This window comes from Amycolatopsis lexingtonensis (assembly GCF_014873755.1).
GTDB classification, from domain to species: domain Bacteria; phylum Actinomycetota; class Actinomycetes; order Mycobacteriales; family Pseudonocardiaceae; genus Amycolatopsis; species Amycolatopsis lexingtonensis.
The window spans coordinates 1,261,661-1,277,501 of the sequence record NZ_JADBEG010000001.1; the positions used below are offsets into that span (position 1 = coordinate 1,261,661).

Below are 15,841 nucleotides of genomic sequence, written 5' to 3' on the forward strand. Positions count from 1 at the left end.
GGCCGTCCACGCCGACAAAGTTGCGCCAGCTGGTGTGGGCTAAAGCTGCAGGTCGGTGGTGAACTTCAATGTGGGGTTATAGATCAACTCGGTCCTCCCAGTGTGACCAAGGGCCCACCGGCCCGTAGGGGACCAAGCGCCCGCTGGAGATTATGGGCTCCTCAAGCCATCCTGCCGTGTGCTGGCTCGGGGCGGGCCACCATCACCTACGTCGATGGATCGGCGTTCCCGGCCAACTTTGGCGCCGTGGAGATCGCCGTTTCAAAAGGTCATGACGAAAAGGTCGTAGGTCTCGAACCCGTACCGGGCTACCGCGGTCGCCCACCTCCGGTACGTGCCGATCTCGCCGTGAACCGTTCTCCCTTGGACGCGTTCTGCTTTGATCAGCTTGGACAGACGGCGTGGAAGTCCGTCGTCGGTCAGCGCGTCGGTGATGTCTTGGCCGCTCGCATCGGCGAGCTTGACCAGCAGTTCGCGGGCGCCTTGCGGATCGCTGACGAGGGCCGCCAGCAGCAATGCGGCGGCCTGGTATTCCTCTCTGACCAGGAAGTACTCCAAGTGCTCGGGCGGGACGGACAGCCTTACCAGGCGGTAGAGGTTGGCGAGCTTCTTCGTTGCGCGCGGGGTCGGGAGCAGCCAGACAAGGTTGGCGAGGAAGTCCTGCTCGAACTGTTGGATCCGCATGCCTTCCGGTGCGAGGTCGACCTCATCAGGTGAGCGGCTCGTTATGAGGCGCTCGGCCGCCATCGGGGTCGGGACGGCGTGCTCGACTTCCGCTCGACTCGGTGCCGCGGTGACGGTGTTCGCTCGCGTGGGGGCGACCTCATTGGTGAGTTCGTCAGGCGACGCGATCTGATCGGGCTCGTGGGCAACGGGCAGCATCGATCTCAGGAAGTCGGCGGCCTTGGTACCCATCGGGCGGAGGGCGAACGGAATGTGGAAGATCTTGTCCAGGTAGTCCAGTGGTGTGACCGCATCGCGCAGCAGGCCGCGGTGGTGCCGACCCAGTGCCTTCAAAAGCCATCGTGGGTCGACTGCCACGACGACCATGAACAGGTCCATGGTGAGGAGGAGATTCACGGCCTGGAGAACGTCGGCGACGCGTTGAGGTGTGCAGCGGTCGAGGTCGTCGACGTAGAGGACGATGCGCTGAAGCGGTGGTTTCCCTTGTCCACCGTCGTCGGACCAGGCGGTGCGCGCGGTCGCGAGGTCCTCGCTCAGCCGTCGTAGGTCGTGGTGGATGCGTCCGGTGAGACCGCGGAAGCTTTCGTATCGCTCGGCGGTGCTGATCTCGGCGAGCAGGCGGTGGAGCCGATGCGCCGGCTCGACGCGGGCGAGTTCATCGTCGGCCTTCCTGATGTCGGCGTCCAGCTCGTCCTTGCGTCGCAGCAGTTGTTTGCGAAGATTCTCGGTGGATTCGCGCAGGGTGCGCCACGCGGCGGCTACAGGTGCGAGCGCGCCGACCGTGATGCCGATCCACGTCAGCTGAGCTTGCCCGAACGAAGTGGCCACCACGATGCCGGCGATTCCGGCCAGCGTGAGGAGAAGGTAGGGCCAGCCTCGGCGGCTGAACAGCTCTCGTCCTCCGCTGATCACTGCGGCTTTCGCCACCTTGACGCTGCGCAGGGGTGCCCGAGCGGCGGCGAACCAGCCGCGGTCGGTCTCGATGCGATCGATCGCTTCGAGGTCGGCGGTTAGCCGGTCTCGATCCGTTTTCCGCGTGGATAGTGTCGTCTTCAACTGCGCGACCTGCTCGGCGGTAGCGTCGTCAGTGGTGATCTTGCTCGCGGCGAGCTCGCGGAACATGTGCTCGACGAGTCCGACCCACAGGTGATCGTCGCTGTAGTGCCACGCGTTGAACGTCACCTGCTTGATGTTCGATACGAACGTGCTGTCCGGCGACTCGCTGGAGCGCCGTGCTGCTTCCGCGAGCCATTCCCGTAGCTGCAACATGAAGGTCGACTTCCCGGAGCCCCAGTCGCCGAGTACCGCGATCGACAACGGCGGACGTACCGTCGTCGCCGCCAGCATCGCGCCGATCAGCCTGACGTCGCCTCCGATGTCGAGTCGGTCTTCGCTGCTTTCGAGATCGCTCTGAACGTCGGCGAGCACCTCCCTGCCCATTGGCGGGCTCGCCGCATCAGCGGACAGCTGCGTGCGGGACCCGAGGGCCCATCTGCGCACTGTCCCGTCCGCGGATCCGGAGAACAGTACGGTGCCGTCGTCGTCCAGGAACGCCAGCGAAGTAATCGTGCCTTCGTGGCTGCCGAAGGGCTCGCCGACCGGGTCGCCGGTTTCGCTGTCCCATTCGCGGATGAGCTGATCGGTCGCGCCGCTGATGATGCTGCGCCCGTCCGGTGTGAACCGCACAACGGTCACCGACCCGTCGTGGCGTTGGTTCGGCGATGTCGTCGGTTGTCCGGTGCCAGCATCCCAGACCCGGATACGGCCGTCGCTTCCTCCGCTGACGATGCGATTACCGGCTCGATCGACCGACACCGTCAACGCGGCGTGCTGGTGCGCGCTGATCGCTTCGCCGATGCGCTCACCGGTCTTGGTGTCCCATCGAAGCAGACGGCCGTCTTTGCTGCCCGCCGCGATGATCTGGGCTCCGTCCGGGGTGACGCAGACGGCGTTCACCTCGCCGCGGTGCCCGGTGAGCGGCTCGCCGACCGGTTGCCCGGTATCTCGGTTCCAGCGGCGTACAGTGCCGTCCGCTCCAGCGGTGATGATCCACTGGCTGTCCGGTGTGAACGTCACCGCGCGCACTCCGCCGGCGTGTCCGGTCAGCGGTTCGCCGGAGTACTGGCCGGTCTTCGGGTCCCATCGGACGATCGGGCCGTCTTCGCCGACGCGGACGAGCTGGTTACCGTCGGGAGACAGCGCGATGGCGTTCACCCAGCCGTCCGGTGCTCGAAAACGCCCAAGCGATTTCCCCGTCCTGCTGTGCCAGCGGCGGATGGATCCGTCGATACTCGCGCTGATCAGCTCGTTCCGCACGGAGTCGACAGCGAGCGCGTTGACTGCAACGGCAGGCCCGCGGAACGCTTCGGTGTGCACCGCCGTGCGACTGAACGTCCATCGGGCGATAGTGCCGTCGTTGCTGCAGCTGAACACGCGGGTGCCATCCGAGCTGGACTGGATGGCGCGAACCCAGTCCGTATGGCCGCGGTGTGGACTGCCCACAGCGGTACCGCTGGTCAGGTCCCAGCGTCGCACGGTCCCGTCATCGCCACCGCTGACGACGTAGTTCCCGTCCGATGTGACGACGACCGTGAACACGGCGCCTTCGTGGGCGCGAATGGGTTCGCCGACAGCGAGCCCGCTTCGCAGATCCCACTGCCGGATCGTGCCGTCACCACCTCCGCTGACGAGTTGGGTGCCGTCCGGCGTCAAGGCCAAGGAATGTACCCAGCCGGTGTGGCCGATGAGCGGATCTTTGAAGGTTCCCTCCGGGGAAGCCCGCTGAATGGAGCTGTCCGTGCCCGCCCAGACGACTTGATCGGTCGCCAGCGAGACGCACATGGCCCGCACCGAGCCTGGATACGGGAACGTGTTGAGCAATCGGCCATCGGTCAAGTCCCACTGCCTCAGCTTGCCGTCATCTCCACCTGCGAAGACCTGGGTGCCGTCAGCGCTGATTGAGATCGTCCAGATCATTCTGGTGCTCGTGCTGAACGATCGGATGAGCCGGCGGGTCGCGACATCCCAGATGCGAACGACGCCGTCGCCGCCACCGGTGACGATCTGCTGGCCGTCGGGCGTGACAGCCACGGCGAGCACCCAGCGCGTGTCGGCATTGATCGGACCGCCGATGGCACGGTGCTTGATGGGATCCCAACGCCGGAGAGTGCGGTCGCCGCCCCCGGTCGCGAGCCAGCTGCCGTTCGGAGCCGCTGCCATCGCGAACAAGGGCCACAAGTGCCGAGCGAAGGGTTCGTTGTCCGCCATGTGGAGGAAGTCGCAATCTTTGGGCAGAACGTAACGGCTGCATGCGCCCGATGAACGCGATTCAGCGGCGACGCGACTCTGCACCAGTGTTCGGCGCGGCGCGCGGTCACAGCTTGTCTCCAAGCTGGCGAACAGCCGGAGTTAGGGGCATGTCTCATCGAGTACGAGCTAGCTTTTGGAGGTTCCGCTGATGACTTGTCGTCTGATAGCAAAGTCGAGATCAGGTCTTCTTGAGCGCCTCCTAGGCCAAGCGTGTGCTATTTGCGTCGCTTGGATGTTGGCCTTGACTTCGAAGCCGGGCGAACTTTTCCATCGATGCCCAATTTGCTTGCCTTGTGCGAGGCTTTGTACGCCTCGACGATCGAGGTTGGAATCCGTCCTCGGTCGGCTACTTCGTGCCCGTTGTCCCGAGCCCAAGCGCGCATCTCGTGGGTGGCGGTGTACTCGCCGGATACCTCCGTATCGGTCTTGTCGCTGTCGGTCGACTGGCCAACGGCAAGCTTGACGCGGCGACCGCCGGTGCGGCGAGCGGTTGTCAATTATGGCTCCATTGCCGTGCGCAGCGCGCTGACGTTTGCGTTGGAGAGGTCGATCTCGTAGGTCACACCGTCGAGTCCGAACGGGACGGTCTGGTCGGCGCGGCTGCCGTCCGTGTCGTCGGATATCTCGATAGAGATTCGTTTGGCCATTGCGGTCATCCTTTCTGGAGTCGTTGGTCGACCTGCTGGATCTGTCGAATAGTAGCGTCGTGCGATCGTGCGCGATCGGCGGGCATGGCTGTTGACGAGGTTCTTTGTGTTTCTTTCGAGGAGCCGTTGACTGCTCGTGTCCGTGTCGGCATGGATGGTTGTGTGCGGCGACGAACACTTCCCTCGAATTCGAATCGTATGAGTGTTGAAAGAGGAGAAACGTGATGGGAATTGAGATGGGTCTGCAGCACGTCGACGGCGTTGCTGCAGCGATCCGCGAACTCGCCGAGGCGGTCCGGTCGGCCGCACCGGAGCCTCCGGCTGACCCGGACGCGTTGCTGACCGCAGAGCAGGTGGGGGAGCTGCTGCAGCTGTCGCCGAGGACCTTGAAGGACCAGGCCGCCGCTGGGGCGGTGCCGCACCACCGGTTCGGCAAGCACTACCGGTTCACCCGCGCCGACGTCACCGAGATTGTACAGCTGAGCGCGGCGCCGGTGAAGCCGCAACGGCGGCGGGTTCCGCTGGCGGAGCTGGCTCAGGACTTCCGCGCCGCGTGATGCGGGGCGGAGCAACAAGAGAAGGAGCAGAGGATGGCCTACGGCCAGGAACAGCCGGGGACCGGCGAGTGGCGGGCCCGGTACAAGCGTCCCGACGGGACGTGGGGGAGCAAGTCGGGATTCCCGACGGAGAAGGCGGCCGAGGACTGGGGGCTGGAACAGGAGGCGCTGATCCGGCGGAACCTGTGGCTGGATCCGCGTGATGGTGAGACCCGCTTCGACGACTTCGCCAAGGAGTGGCTCTCAGCGGTGGAGCCGCGGCTGGAGTTGAACACGATCGCGAAGTACCGGTCGTTCTTGGACAAGCAGCTGCTGCCGCAGTGGGGCGCGTGGCCGTTGATCGCGATCTTCAACGGGTACGTCGAGATCGAGCGCTGGCTGTCGGACCTGCACGAGGACTATGCCGAGTCCTCGGTGTTGTCGTACTTCGCCTTGTTCTCCACGATCCTCAACGGTGCGGTGCGGGCGCGGATGATCCCGGCCAACCCGTGCAACGGCGTCCGGGTGTCCAACGGCGAGTACGACACCGAGCGGCTGGTGGCGACGCCGGCGCAGGCGTTGCGGGCGGCGATGCGGCTCTACGAGATGGGGCTGGGCAGGTCGGGGTTCGTGCTGTGCTTGATGGATGTCTATACCGGCGCCCGATGGGGTGAACTTGTCGGTCAGCAGCGGCATGAGTACGACTCCGAGCGCCGGGGGATCGAGATCCGGACGCCGCTGAAGGAGGTCGGCGGGAAGGTCTACAAAGGAGGCCGGAAGAGTGGTGATCATCACTCGGATGCCAAAAGTCGTCCGGCGACTCGGCGAGGGAACGCCCGGCCGAAGAAGGGGCGCACGAAAACCCCTGCGGGCACTCGATTCGTGGCACTACCGCCGGGGATCGCGGTGCTCTACGAGGAACTGATGGACAGCCACCGGGAGCCGTTCGTGCTGTGCACGCCGGAAGGGCATCCCTGGCGGCGATCGAACATCCGGTTCTGGCGGCCGGCGTGGGACGGGGTTGATCTGGACGAGTCCGGTGCTGGGGAGCGGCGTTCGCCGATCCTGCCGATGTTCACTTTCCATGAAGGGCGGCACACGCATGCGACGTGGCTGACGGAGGACGGGATCCCGGAGGTCGCCCGGCGCGCGCGGCTGGGGCAGAAGATGAAGGGCATCGCGCGGGTCTACGACCATGTGACCCCGGCGATGGTGAACGAGATCCTGGACGCCCTGGAGGAACGCTGGCAGCGATCGCTGGCGTCGCTGTACCCGGGCGAGCGCGCGAAGCTGGTGTCCTGGTTCCCGCACCTGCGGTCCCGCCGGGGTCTGGAACCCGGCTCAGGGCCTATCGCCATCTGACGACTGAAGCCCCGCCCCTCCGGGGAGGGACAGGGCTCCTGACCTGCGAAAACATGTGGTGCGCGATACTGGGATTGAACCAGTGACCTCTTCCGTGTCAGGGAAGCGCTCTCCCGCTGAGCTAATCGCGCGAGGTGGAGACGGGATTCGAACCCGTGTACACGGCTTTGCAGGCCGTTGCCTCGCCTCTCGGCCACTCCACCGTGACAGGCTCGAGAGCCTACCGAGCGGATGACGGGATTCGAACCCGCGACCCTCACCTTGGCAAGGTGATGCGCTACCAGCTGCGCTACATCCGCACTCCGCAGCTCCGGGAAGGTGTTTCCCCGTCGCCGTGGTGTGTGAAAACCATAGCGGACCCCGAAAACGGCGGCGACACCGGGGTGTCACTCCGCCGTTGCAAGCCCGTCATCAGGCCAGATCGTGGGGGATGAGGTGGGTGAGCGCGTCGTCGACGTCGACCCACAGGTGCTCGTTGCCCGGGAGGACGACGTCGTAGGTGCGGTCGAGGAAGTCGGCCAGCTCCTGGGCCGACGCCTCGAACATGGCGTGGCCGGACGGCGAGTTCAGCTCGATCAGCACGGACTCGGGGTCCTCGACCGACGGGCGGATGCGAACGTCCCCGTCACCCGCGTCGGCCAGGAGGCCGTCCGCGAGGAGGTCGCGTGCGTACACCCACTCGACCCAGCCGGCGCGGCCGGTGCGGAAGGCGGCGACGACCGCGTACGGGTCGCGTGTGTCGTAGCGCAGCTCCACCTTGACCGGAACCGCGGGAGTCCGCGGCGCCAGCAGGTCGAAGACCGCCGTCGAGCGGAGCGTCACGTGATCGTTGCGCATCGTCCTACCCTTCGTCTCCCTTCCCGGCCCGGCCCGGCCGAGGGCGTCACCAAGTGGGACGCATCGGGAGGCCTGTTCCGTCGCGGGTGCGCCGCAGATCACCCGTCCGGGCTCATGAGCCGCCGTCTGCCGTCCGTGACCACCCCACGGCGCGCGTGTGACCGCGCGCCCCGCGGGGGCCCACGCCTCCATACTGCGCGGTTTAGTCGCCGGGCGATAGCACCGTCGCACGGATGTCGAACGTGGCGTCGGGCGGCCCCCGGGCCGGACAACCCCGGCTAGCTCGGGGTTGTTCGTTCCGTACTCGCCGGTAAGCGGAGTGTGGTCGGCGAGGACCACCCGTTTGCAGGCGCCCGGAAGTCGTACGCTAAAGTTTCTGCAACACCGCGAGCGGGCGATTAGCTCAGCGGGAGAGCGCTTCGTTCACACCGAAGAGGTCACTGGTTCGATCCCAGTATCGCCCACCGAAGCTCGACGCCGAAGGCCCCGGACACACCCGTCCGGGGCCTTCGGCGTTTTCGCGCGCCCCCAGGTCGGCTCGGCTTTCCGTAGCGGGTGATCGAACCGGAGTGAACGATCCGTTCGAGCCGGTCGTATCTGTCCGGTAGAGCGGTTCGCGCCCCCGTCGGGAGGGGGTGTTGGAACTGCCTCCGCACTTTGCCGCCACGGCGGATTTCTGTCGAACGGGACCCCGTGGGAGGGCTCATGTGATCCTCGGCACGCGCAACAGGGCACGTGCGACAAAAACCGGGACGTGTGACGGTCCGTTGGCGAACGTAACCGTCCGCTCACGCGCCGTCCGCGCGGCCGCGTCCCGGTGGCCGCCTGGTCCACTGTGGACCGCGATGCGCCGACAGTGTCCACAGTGGAGCTCCGGGGCCGGTTCGGCCGTTCGGCGGCACCTGGTCCACCCGGGTGCGGGCATCGCCCATTTTGACTACGGAATGTAATTTTCTCGGGGATACGCCCTATTACCCATCGTCATCATCTTGTTATCTTGCGGCCATTTCTTGGCGGGGAAGACGCGCAGCATGTGGCTGGAAATCCTTGTAACGATGCTGAGAGAGTCGCCGATACCTTGCCGTGTGAAGCCTCTCCGGGCACTGCGCGACCATCGACTTCGGGATGACTCTCCGAAATCACCGGCGGTGACGCAGCGTGCCTGTGAGATCAACCGAATCCTGTTCACGGGAGGTCAGATGGAAGAGTCGGTGCGGCCTTCGTACACGGTGAGCCAGCCACCGCCGCACATCGACCTCCAGGCCATCCCGCGTCCCGCCAAGAGGGAGGAGCACCCGGCGGAGCCGGCCGCGACGCCGTCCCCCAAGGCGTTGCCCGCGGCCTGGGAAGCGAGATACAGAGCCTGGGTCATCGGCAGCGACGTGTTCATCACGCTGCTGGTGATCGCGATCAGCGCGTTCGTCATCGATCGCGTTGCCCCGCACGACATGCACGCCTTCGGCACCATGCTGGCGATCTTCGTCTCGCTGCCGGTCAGCCGGGCCTGGAGCCCGCGCGTGCTCGGCGAAGGCGCGGAGGAGTACCGGACGCTGGGCCGGGGCTTCATCACCGCCGCCGTCCTGGTCGCGCTGGGCGGCCTGCTGTTCGGCGCGCTCGAGGTCCAGGTCTGGGTGTTCGTCGTCGTGCCGGCCATCGCGCTCGTCGCGTTCCCGCAGCGGTACCTGCTGCGCCAGGTGCTGCACCGCAAGCGCGCCAAGGGGCTCTGCCTGCTGCCGGTGATGGCCGCGGGCAGCCCGGAGACGGTCGCCGACCTGATCGCCCGCACCCGCTCGGAAGTGCACGTCGGCTGGCGCGTCGAGGCCGCCTGCACCTTCAGCGGCCACGGCGAGGAGCGCGACAGCGGGGAGATCGACGGCGTCCCGGTCGTGGGTCGGCTCGAGGAGCTGTCCCGCCACGTGCGCCGCGGCGGCTACCGGGTCGTGGCGATCACCGCGGACCAGTACTGGACGCCGAAGCGCCTGCAGCGGCTGGCCTGGGACATGGAGGGGACCGGCGCCGAGATGGTCGTGGCGCCGGTGCTGATGGAGGTCGCCGGCCCGCGGCTCAACGTCACCGGCGTGCTCGGGATGCCCCTGCTGCGCGTCACGGCGCCGATGTTCACCGGCGGGCGCCGGGTGGTGAAGGAGATCGTCGACCGCTTCGGGTCGGCCCTGCTGCTCACCATGCTCTCGCCGCTGCTGCTGGTGATCGCGCTCGCGATCAAGCTGAACGACCGCGGCCCGGTGATCTACCGCCAGCGCCGCGTCGGCCGCGACGGCGCCGTCTTCACCATGCTCAAGTTCCGCACGATGGTCACCAACGCCGACGAGATCAAGCAGACCCTGGCCGCGGACAACGAGGGCGCGGGGCCGCTGTTCAAGATGAAGCGCGACCCGCGGATCACCCGCGTGGGTGGTTTCCTGCGCCGGTACTCGCTCGACGAGGTGCCCCAGCTGTTCAACGTCGTGTCCGGGAAGATGTCGCTCGTCGGCCCGCGCCCGCCGCTGCCGGAGGAGACGGCGCAGTACGCGCCCGACGCCCGCCGCCGGCTGCTGGTGAAGCCGGGGCTCACCGGGCTGTGGCAGGTGAGCGGCCGCAGCGACCTGACGTGGGCCGAGAGCATCCGGCTCGACCTGCGCTACGTCGAGGACTGGTCGCTGGCGCTGGACCTGGTGATCCTCTGGAAGACCTTCCGCGCGGTGATGGGCGGCCAGGGCGCCTACTGAGCCGACCTGCCGCGCGCTTCGCACCACGGCCGCCGACCCCGCTGGAGGGGGTCGGCGGCCGTGTCCGTTCCGGGTACTCGATCGGGTGACCGTCCGCTCGCTCTCGGCTGTGATCCACGCAACTGGTTGAACGCGAAATAGTTCAACGCTCAACTCGGTTGCACCGGGTACCCGACCAACGGAAGGAACCCAGCCCCATGACCACCTTTGCCGAGCAGACCGACGGCCTCCAGGTTCCCGCGGACGTCCAGAACCTCCTCTTCCGCGAGGCCCGCACGGCCAACAGTTTCAGCTCCGAGCCGGTGACCGAGGAGCAGGTCCGCGCGATCTACGACCTCGTCAAGTGGGCCCCGACGTCGATGAACACCCAGCCGCTGCGGGCGCTGGTGCTCCGGACCGCCGAGGCGAAGGCCCGCCTGCTGCCGCACATGGCCCCGGGCAACCGGGACAAGACCGAAGCCGCGCCGCTGACCGTCGTGCTCGCCGCGGACGTCGACTTCCACGAGAACATCCCGCAGGTCTTCCCGCACGCCCCGCAGGTGAAGGACAACTTCTCCGACGAGCAGGGCCGCGTAGAGTTCTCGAAGCTGAACTCGCTGCTGCAGGTCGGCTACTTCATCATCGGCGTCCGCGCCGCCGGGCTGGCCGCCGGCCCGATGACGGGCTTCGACGCCCAGGGCGTCGACGACGAGTTCTTCGCCGACAAGAAGTGGCGCTCGCTGGTCGTGGTGAACGTCGGCAAGCCGGGCGAGAACCCGTGGTTCGACCGCCTGCCCCGCCTCGACTTCGACCAGGTCGTCGAGACCCTCTGACGCCGTTCGGGCGGGCCGCCTCCGGAACCGGGGGCGGCCCGTTCCGCGTTCCCGGACGCGCGTGAGGCGCGCGCGGGCCGCCGACTAGCATCGACGGGGTCGTCTTTGTCACTCCAGCTTGAGGAGCCGATCGTGTCCCAGTCGCCCCCCGTTTCCCCCGTGGCCGCCTCCCGTGTGGTGGTACCGGCGGGCACTACGGCGGGCGCGGCGGTCCGCGAAGCCGGCCTGCCGACCAAGGGCGAGGACACGATCGTCGTCGTGCGCGACGCCGACGGGAAGCTGCGCGACCTCGCGTGGGCGCCCGAGGCCGACGCCGAGGTCGAGCCGGTCGCCGCGAACACCGAGGACGGGCGCAGCGTCATCCGCCATTCGGCGGCCCACGTGCTCGCCCAAGCCGTCCAGCAGCAATTCCCGGATGCCAAGCTCGGCATCGGCCCGCCGGTGAAAGACGGCTTCTACTACGACTTCGCCGTCGACACTCCGTTCACCCCCGAGGACCTGCAGGCGCTCGAAAAGCGCATGAAGCAGATCGTGAAGGGCGCCCAGCAGTTCTCCCGGCGCGTTTTCGACTCCGTCGACGAGGCCAAGAAGGAACTGGCGGACGAGCCGTTCAAGCTCGAACTGGTCGACCTCAAGTCCGAAGTGGACACCTCCGAGGTGATGGAGGTGGGCGAGGGTGAGCTCACCATCTACGACAATCTCGACCCGCGCACCAAGGAACGTGTCTGGAGTGACCTCTGCCGCGGTCCGCACGTGCCGACCACGAAGTTCATCCCGGCGTTCAAGCTGACCCGCGTCGCCGCCGCGTACTGGCGGGGGAGCGAGAAGAACCCGCAGCTGCAGCGGATCTACGGCACCGCGTGGGAATCCATCGAGGCGCAGGACGCCCACCTCGAGCGCATCGCCGAGGCCGAGCGCCGCGACCACCGCAAGCTCGGCGCCGAGCTCGACCTGTTCTCCTTCCCCGAGGAGATCGGCTCCGGCCTGCCGGTGTTCCACCCGAAGGGCGGCATCATCCGCCGCGAGCTGGAGAACTACTCGCGCCGCCGCCACGAGGAGGCCGGCTACGAGTTCGTGAACACCCCGCACATCAGCAAGGGCGAGCTGTTCCACACCTCCGGCCACCTGCCTTACTACGCGGACACGATGTTCCCGCCGGTGCAGTTCGACGAGGAGAACTACTACCTCAAGGCCATGAACTGCCCGATGCACAACCTGATCTTCCGCTCGCGCGGGCGGTCCTACCGCGAACTGCCGCTGCGGCTGTTCGAGTTCGGCACCGTCTACCGCTACGAGAAGTCGGGCGTGGTGCACGGCCTCACCCGCGTGCGCGGGCTGACGATGGACGACTCGCACATCTACTGCACCAAGGAGCAGATGCCGGGCGAGCTGCGGTCGCTGCTCAAGTTCGTCCTCGACCTGCTCGCCGACTACGGCCTCTCCGACTTCTACCTCGAGCTGTCCACCCGCGGTGACTCCGACAAGTTCATCGGCGAGGACTGGGAGTGGGAGGAGGCCACCGAGACGCTGCGGCAGGCCGCCGTCGACTCCGGCCTCGAGCTGGTCCCGGACCCGGGCGGCGCGGCCTTCTACGGCCCCAAGATCTCGGTCCAGGCCAAGGACGCCATCGGCCGCACCTGGCAGATGTCGACCATCCAGCTGGACTTCAACCAGAACAAGCGGTTCGAGCTCGAGTACACCGCGCCCGACGGCTCGCGCCAGACGCCGGTGATGATCCACCGCGCGCTGTTCGGCTCGATCGAGCGCTTCTTCGGCGTGCTGACCGAGCACTACGCGGGCGCGTTCCCGGCGTGGCTCGCGCCGGTGCAGGTGGTCGGCATCCCGATCACCGCCGACCAGGTCGAGCACCTGCAGGGCATCGAGAAGGCGTTGCGCGCCAAGGGGATCCGCGCCGAGGTCGACGCGAGCGACGACCGGATGCAGAAGAAGATCCGCACGCACACCACGCAGAAGGTGCCCTTCATGCTGCTGGCCGGCGCGAAGGACGTCGAGGCGGGCGCGGTGTCGTTCCGCTTCCGCGACGGCGGCCAGATCAACGGCGTGCCGGTGGCGAAGGCGGTCGAGGCGATCGCCGAATGGGTCGAGCGCCGCGAGAACGCGTCGCCGTCGGCCGAGGCGCTGGAGACGGTCGTTCGGTGAGTGAGGGTCCCGAGCTCGTCGAGCAGCAGGGCGTCGGGGTCCAGGACGCGTTCCAGCGCCTCTGGACCCCGCACCGGATGGCCTACATCAAGGGCCAGGACAAGCCGGACGGCGACGAGGACACCGGCTGCCCGTTCTGCCGCATCCCTTCCCTGGACGACAAAACGGGCCTGATCGTCGCGCGCGGCGAGACGGTGTTCGCGGTGCTGAACCTGTACCCGTACAACCCGGGGCACCTGATGGTGGTGCCCTACCGGCACGTCGCGGACTACACCGAGCTGACGGTCGAAGAGACCCGCGAGGTCGCGGAGTTCACGCAGCACGCGATGAAGGTGATCCGCGCGGTGTCGGGCGCGCACGGGTTCAACATCGGCCTGAACCAGGGTGTGATCGCGGGCGCGGGCATCGCGGCGCACCTGCACCAGCACCTGGTGCCGCGGTGGGGCGGCGACGCGAACTTCATGCCGGTGATCGGGCAGACGAAGGTGCTCCCGCAATTGCTGGGCGAAACACGGGACCTGCTCGCCGACGCCTGGTGAGCACCAATTCGGCGCAACCGGAAAACCCTTATTGAGTGTTCAACCGAGGGTATGATGGGGGTATGTCCGAAACCCGATGGCTCAGCGACGACGAGCAGCGCGTCTGGCGTGAGTTCAACGCGGCCACCCGCATGCTCAGCGCGCACCTCGAAGGCCAGCTGCAGCACGACTCGGGCATGCCGCACACCTACTACGAAGTTCTCGTCTCCCTCTCCGAAGCGCCGGGCCACCGGTTGCGGATGAGCGAGCTCGCCGACGCGCGGCAGGCGTCGCGCAGCCGGCTCTCGCACGCCGTCGCGCGGCTGGAGGCCAACGGCTGGGTGCGCCGGGAGGCCTGCCCGACCGACAAGCGCGGGGCCTGGGCCGTCCTCACCAAGGAGGGCTTCGCCGCGCTCGAGGCGGCCGCGCCCGGGCACGTCGAGGCCGTCCGCGAGAGCCTCTTCGACCCGCTGACGCCGGAGCAGGTCACCGCCCTCGGGGAGATCAGCGCCGCGATCCGGCAGCGCCTCTCGCCGAAGTGCGCCGCCGCGCAGGCCGCCGAAGAGGCGCGCGAGCACGAGGGCGAGCTCTCGAAATCGGGCTGAGCCGGGGCGGCGCGTCGGGTTCGCCGAGGCGGGTGGATAGGCTGCATTCGCCCACCCGACCCTCGTAGCCAGGTGCCTCTGACGAACCGATGCTCAATATCTTCGCGCGTGCCTCCGTTTCCCGCGTCACCGATCCGATCGGCCAGGCGCTGGTCCGCGCCGGGCTGACCCCGAACGCGATGACCGTGCTCGGCACCGCCGGCGCCGTCGTCTGCGCCCTGGCCTTCTTCCCGAACGGCTACCTGCTCTGGGGCACCTTCACGGTGTGGGGCTTCGCCATGCTCGACCTGCTCGACGGCGCCATGGCCCGTGCCCGCGGCTACGGCACCCCGTTCGGCGCGGTGCTCGACGCGACCTGCGACCGGCTGGTCGACGGCGCGCTGTTCGCCGCCATCGCCTGGTGGTGCTTCGTCGTCGACGACAACCACCCGGCCGCCGCCGCGGCGCTGCTGTGCCTGGTGCTCGCCCAGGTCATCTCCTACGTCAAGGCCCGCGCCGACGCCTCCGGCCTGCCGGTGGACGGCGGGCTCGTCGAACGCGCCGAACGGCTGATCATCGCGCTGGTCGGCACCGGCCTGCACGGCTTCGGCATCCCGTACACCGTGGACGTGACGCTCTGGCTGCTGGCCGCCGGCTCCGTCATCACCCTGGCGCAGCGCTTCGCGGCCGTGGCGAAGGCGGCCCGTGAGGCGGCCACCGGGGAGCAGCCGGCATGACCAAGCTGACCGAGCGGCTGAGCGCTTTCGGCTACGCGGCGGGCTGGCGGCTGGCCGGCTGGCTGCCCGCCGGGTTCGGCGGCACGGTCTTCTCGCTCGGCGCCGACCTCGCCGTTCGCCGCGACGGCGGGGGCGTGCGGCAGCTGCGCGCCAACCTCGCCCGCGTCGTCCCGCAGGCCGACCCGGTCGAGCTCGACGAGCTGACCCGGCGCGCGATGCGCTCCTACGCCCGGTACTGGCACGAGACGTTCCGGCTGCCGTCGATGGACCAGAAGGAGGTCAGCGACAAGGTCGCGGCCTCCATCACCGGCGTCGAGAACCTCGACGCGGCGCTCGCCGAGGGCAACGGCGCGGTGATGGCGCTGCCGCACAGCGGCAACTGGGACATCGCCGGCGTGTGGCTGGCCGACTACCTCGGCGGGTTCACCACCGTCGCCGAACGCCTCAAGCCCGAGTCGCTCTACCGCCGGTTCGTCGAGTACCGCGAGTCGCTCGGCTTCGAGATCGTGCCGCTGACCGGGGACAGCTCGGCGATGCGCGTGCTGCTGAAGCGGCTGCGCGAGAACAAGGCCGTGTGCCTGGTCGGCGACCGCGACCTGACCACCAGCGGCATCCCGGTCAAGTTCTTCGGCGAGCAGGCGCGATTCCCGGGCGGGCCGGCGCGGCTGGCCGCCACGACCGGCGCGGCGCTGATCCCGGCCGGCTGCTGGTTCACCGAGGACGGCTGGCAGATCCGGCTGCACCCGCGCATCCGCGTCACCGCGCGCGCCGAGGTCCCGGCCGCCACGCAGGCGCTGGCCGACATCTTCGCCGGCGACATCGCCGCGCACCCGGCCGACTGGCACATGCTGCAGAAGTTCTGGCCCGCCGACCTCGAGGCCGGCGAACGGGTCAGCCTCGAAGAAGCGAGCTGAGGCGTGGCCGCGCGC

General features: G+C 68.0%; 13 protein-coding genes and 4 tRNA genes. 10 read left to right on the plus strand and 7 right to left on the minus strand.

Annotation, left to right across the window (positions count from 1 at the left end):
• Nucleotides 1-261: 261 nt before the first annotated feature.
• The 3 genes from H4696_RS06140 to H4696_RS51490 all read right to left on the minus strand — a co-directional run bounded on the left by H4696_RS06140 (nt 262) and on the right by H4696_RS51490 (nt 4,640).
• Entirely contained in the window at nt 262-3,951 is a 3,690-nt protein-coding gene (locus H4696_RS06140; protein WP_086863619.1) for a P-loop NTPase fold protein, read from the minus strand.
• A 257-nt stretch (nt 3,952-4,208) separates the two neighbouring features.
• Entirely contained in the window at nt 4,209-4,376 is a 168-nt protein-coding gene (locus H4696_RS51600; RefSeq protein ID WP_476693090.1) for an Lsr2 family DNA-binding protein, read from the minus strand.
• Between the two features lie 114 nt (nt 4,377-4,490).
• Entirely contained in the window at nt 4,491-4,640 is a 150-nt protein-coding gene (locus H4696_RS51490) for an Lsr2 dimerization domain-containing protein (RefSeq protein ID WP_211299782.1), read from the minus strand.
• A 224-nt stretch (nt 4,641-4,864) separates the two neighbouring features.
• Here H4696_RS51490 and H4696_RS06150 point away from each other — a divergent pair, with 224 nt between their 5' ends.
• On the plus strand, nt 4,865-5,197 hold the full coding sequence (locus tag H4696_RS06150; protein WP_086863618.1) for a helix-turn-helix domain-containing protein: 333 nt from the start codon (nt 4,865-4,867) through the stop codon (nt 5,195-5,197).
• 153 nt (nt 5,198-5,350) lie between these two features.
• On the plus strand, nt 5,351-6,538 hold the full coding sequence (locus tag H4696_RS06155) for a tyrosine-type recombinase/integrase (RefSeq protein ID WP_192782999.1): 1,188 nt from the start codon (nt 5,351-5,353) through the stop codon (nt 6,536-6,538).
• A gap of 56 nt (nt 6,539-6,594) precedes the next feature.
• Here H4696_RS06155 and H4696_RS06160 read toward each other — a convergent pair.
• From H4696_RS06160 to H4696_RS06175, 4 genes are all read right to left on the minus strand, one after another.
• Nucleotides 6,595-6,669 (minus strand) — tRNA-Val (locus H4696_RS06160).
• 1 nt (nt 6,670) lies between these two features.
• Nucleotides 6,671-6,741, minus strand: a tRNA-Cys gene (locus tag H4696_RS06165).
• A 23-nt stretch (nt 6,742-6,764) separates the two neighbouring features.
• Nucleotides 6,765-6,837, minus strand: a tRNA-Gly gene (locus tag H4696_RS06170).
• A 112-nt stretch (nt 6,838-6,949) separates the two neighbouring features.
• Nucleotides 6,950-7,375 (minus strand): SsgA family sporulation/cell division regulator, encoded by a 426-nt coding sequence (locus tag H4696_RS06175; RefSeq protein WP_033293569.1) that lies wholly within the window; start codon nt 7,373-7,375, stop codon nt 6,950-6,952.
• 392 nt (nt 7,376-7,767) lie between these two features.
• On the opposite strand from H4696_RS06175, the gene H4696_RS06180 reads away from it, so the two are divergent.
• The 8 genes from H4696_RS06180 (at nt 7,768) to H4696_RS06215 (ending at nt 15,826) form a co-directional block, all read left to right on the plus strand.
• Nucleotides 7,768-7,839, plus strand: a tRNA-Val gene (locus H4696_RS06180).
• A gap of 735 nt (nt 7,840-8,574) precedes the next feature.
• Nucleotides 8,575-10,101 (plus strand): sugar transferase, encoded by a 1,527-nt coding sequence (locus tag H4696_RS06185; RefSeq protein WP_169735122.1) that lies wholly within the window; start codon nt 8,575-8,577, stop codon nt 10,099-10,101.
• Nucleotides 10,102-10,298: 197 nt separating this feature from the next.
• A complete protein-coding gene (locus H4696_RS06190) occupies nt 10,299-10,913 on the plus strand; it encodes a malonic semialdehyde reductase (protein WP_086863617.1) in 615 nt (204 codons plus the stop codon).
• Nucleotides 10,914-11,045: 132 nt separating this feature from the next.
• Nucleotides 11,046-13,073, plus strand: coding sequence for a threonine--tRNA ligase (gene thrS / locus H4696_RS06195; RefSeq protein ID WP_086864688.1), 2,028 nt, complete (start codon nt 11,046-11,048; stop codon nt 13,071-13,073).
• Nucleotides 13,070-13,612, plus strand: a complete 543-nt coding sequence (locus tag H4696_RS06200) for an HIT family protein (protein WP_086864687.1) — start codon at nt 13,070-13,072, stop codon at nt 13,610-13,612. Before thrS ends, H4696_RS06200 begins: the two co-directional genes overlap by 4 nt.
• Before the next feature lie 62 nt (nt 13,613-13,674).
• Complete coding sequence (locus tag H4696_RS06205; protein WP_086864686.1) at nt 13,675-14,196, plus strand: MarR family winged helix-turn-helix transcriptional regulator; 522 nt, start codon at nt 13,675-13,677, stop codon at nt 14,194-14,196.
• An 89-nt stretch (nt 14,197-14,285) separates the two neighbouring features.
• Complete coding sequence (gene pgsA / locus H4696_RS06210) at nt 14,286-14,912, plus strand: phosphatidylinositol phosphate synthase (RefSeq protein WP_086864685.1); 627 nt, start codon at nt 14,286-14,288, stop codon at nt 14,910-14,912.
• Nucleotides 14,909-15,826 carry a phosphatidylinositol mannoside acyltransferase gene (locus H4696_RS06215; RefSeq protein WP_086864684.1) on the plus strand — a complete coding sequence of 306 codons (918 nt, stop codon included), beginning with the start codon at nt 14,909-14,911 and terminating at the stop codon, nt 15,824-15,826. Before pgsA ends, H4696_RS06215 begins: the two co-directional genes overlap by 4 nt.
• Nucleotides 15,827-15,841: the final 15 nt, after the last annotated feature.

What these genes read in the sequence shown, in the direction of transcription:
- H4696_RS06140 (WP_086863619.1), bottom strand. Translation starts at nt 3,951, where the DNA reads ATGGCGGACAACGAACCCTTCGCTCGGCACTTGTGGCCCTTGTTCGCG.
- H4696_RS06185 (WP_169735122.1), top strand. Translation starts at nt 8,575, where the DNA reads ATGGAAGAGTCGGTGCGGCCTTCGTACACGGTGAGCCAGCCACCGCCG.
- H4696_RS06190 (WP_086863617.1), top strand. Translation starts at nt 10,299, where the DNA reads ATGACCACCTTTGCCGAGCAGACCGACGGCCTCCAGGTTCCCGCGGAC.
- H4696_RS06150 (WP_086863618.1), top strand. Translation starts at nt 4,865, where the DNA reads ATGGGAATTGAGATGGGTCTGCAGCACGTCGACGGCGTTGCTGCAGCG.
- H4696_RS06215 (WP_086864684.1), top strand. Translation starts at nt 14,909, where the DNA reads ATGACCAAGCTGACCGAGCGGCTGAGCGCTTTCGGCTACGCGGCGGGC.
- H4696_RS51490 (WP_211299782.1), bottom strand. Translation starts at nt 4,640, where the DNA reads ATGGCCAAACGAATCTCTATCGAGATATCCGACGACACGGACGGCAGC.
- H4696_RS06205 (WP_086864686.1), top strand. Translation starts at nt 13,675, where the DNA reads ATGTCCGAAACCCGATGGCTCAGCGACGACGAGCAGCGCGTCTGGCGT.
- pgsA (WP_086864685.1), top strand. Translation starts at nt 14,286, where the DNA reads ATGCTCAATATCTTCGCGCGTGCCTCCGTTTCCCGCGTCACCGATCCG.
- H4696_RS06175 (WP_033293569.1), bottom strand. Translation starts at nt 7,375, where the DNA reads ATGCGCAACGATCACGTGACGCTCCGCTCGACGGCGGTCTTCGACCTG.
- H4696_RS51600 (WP_476693090.1), bottom strand. Translation starts at nt 4,376, where the DNA reads ATGCGCGCTTGGGCTCGGGACAACGGGCACGAAGTAGCCGACCGAGGA.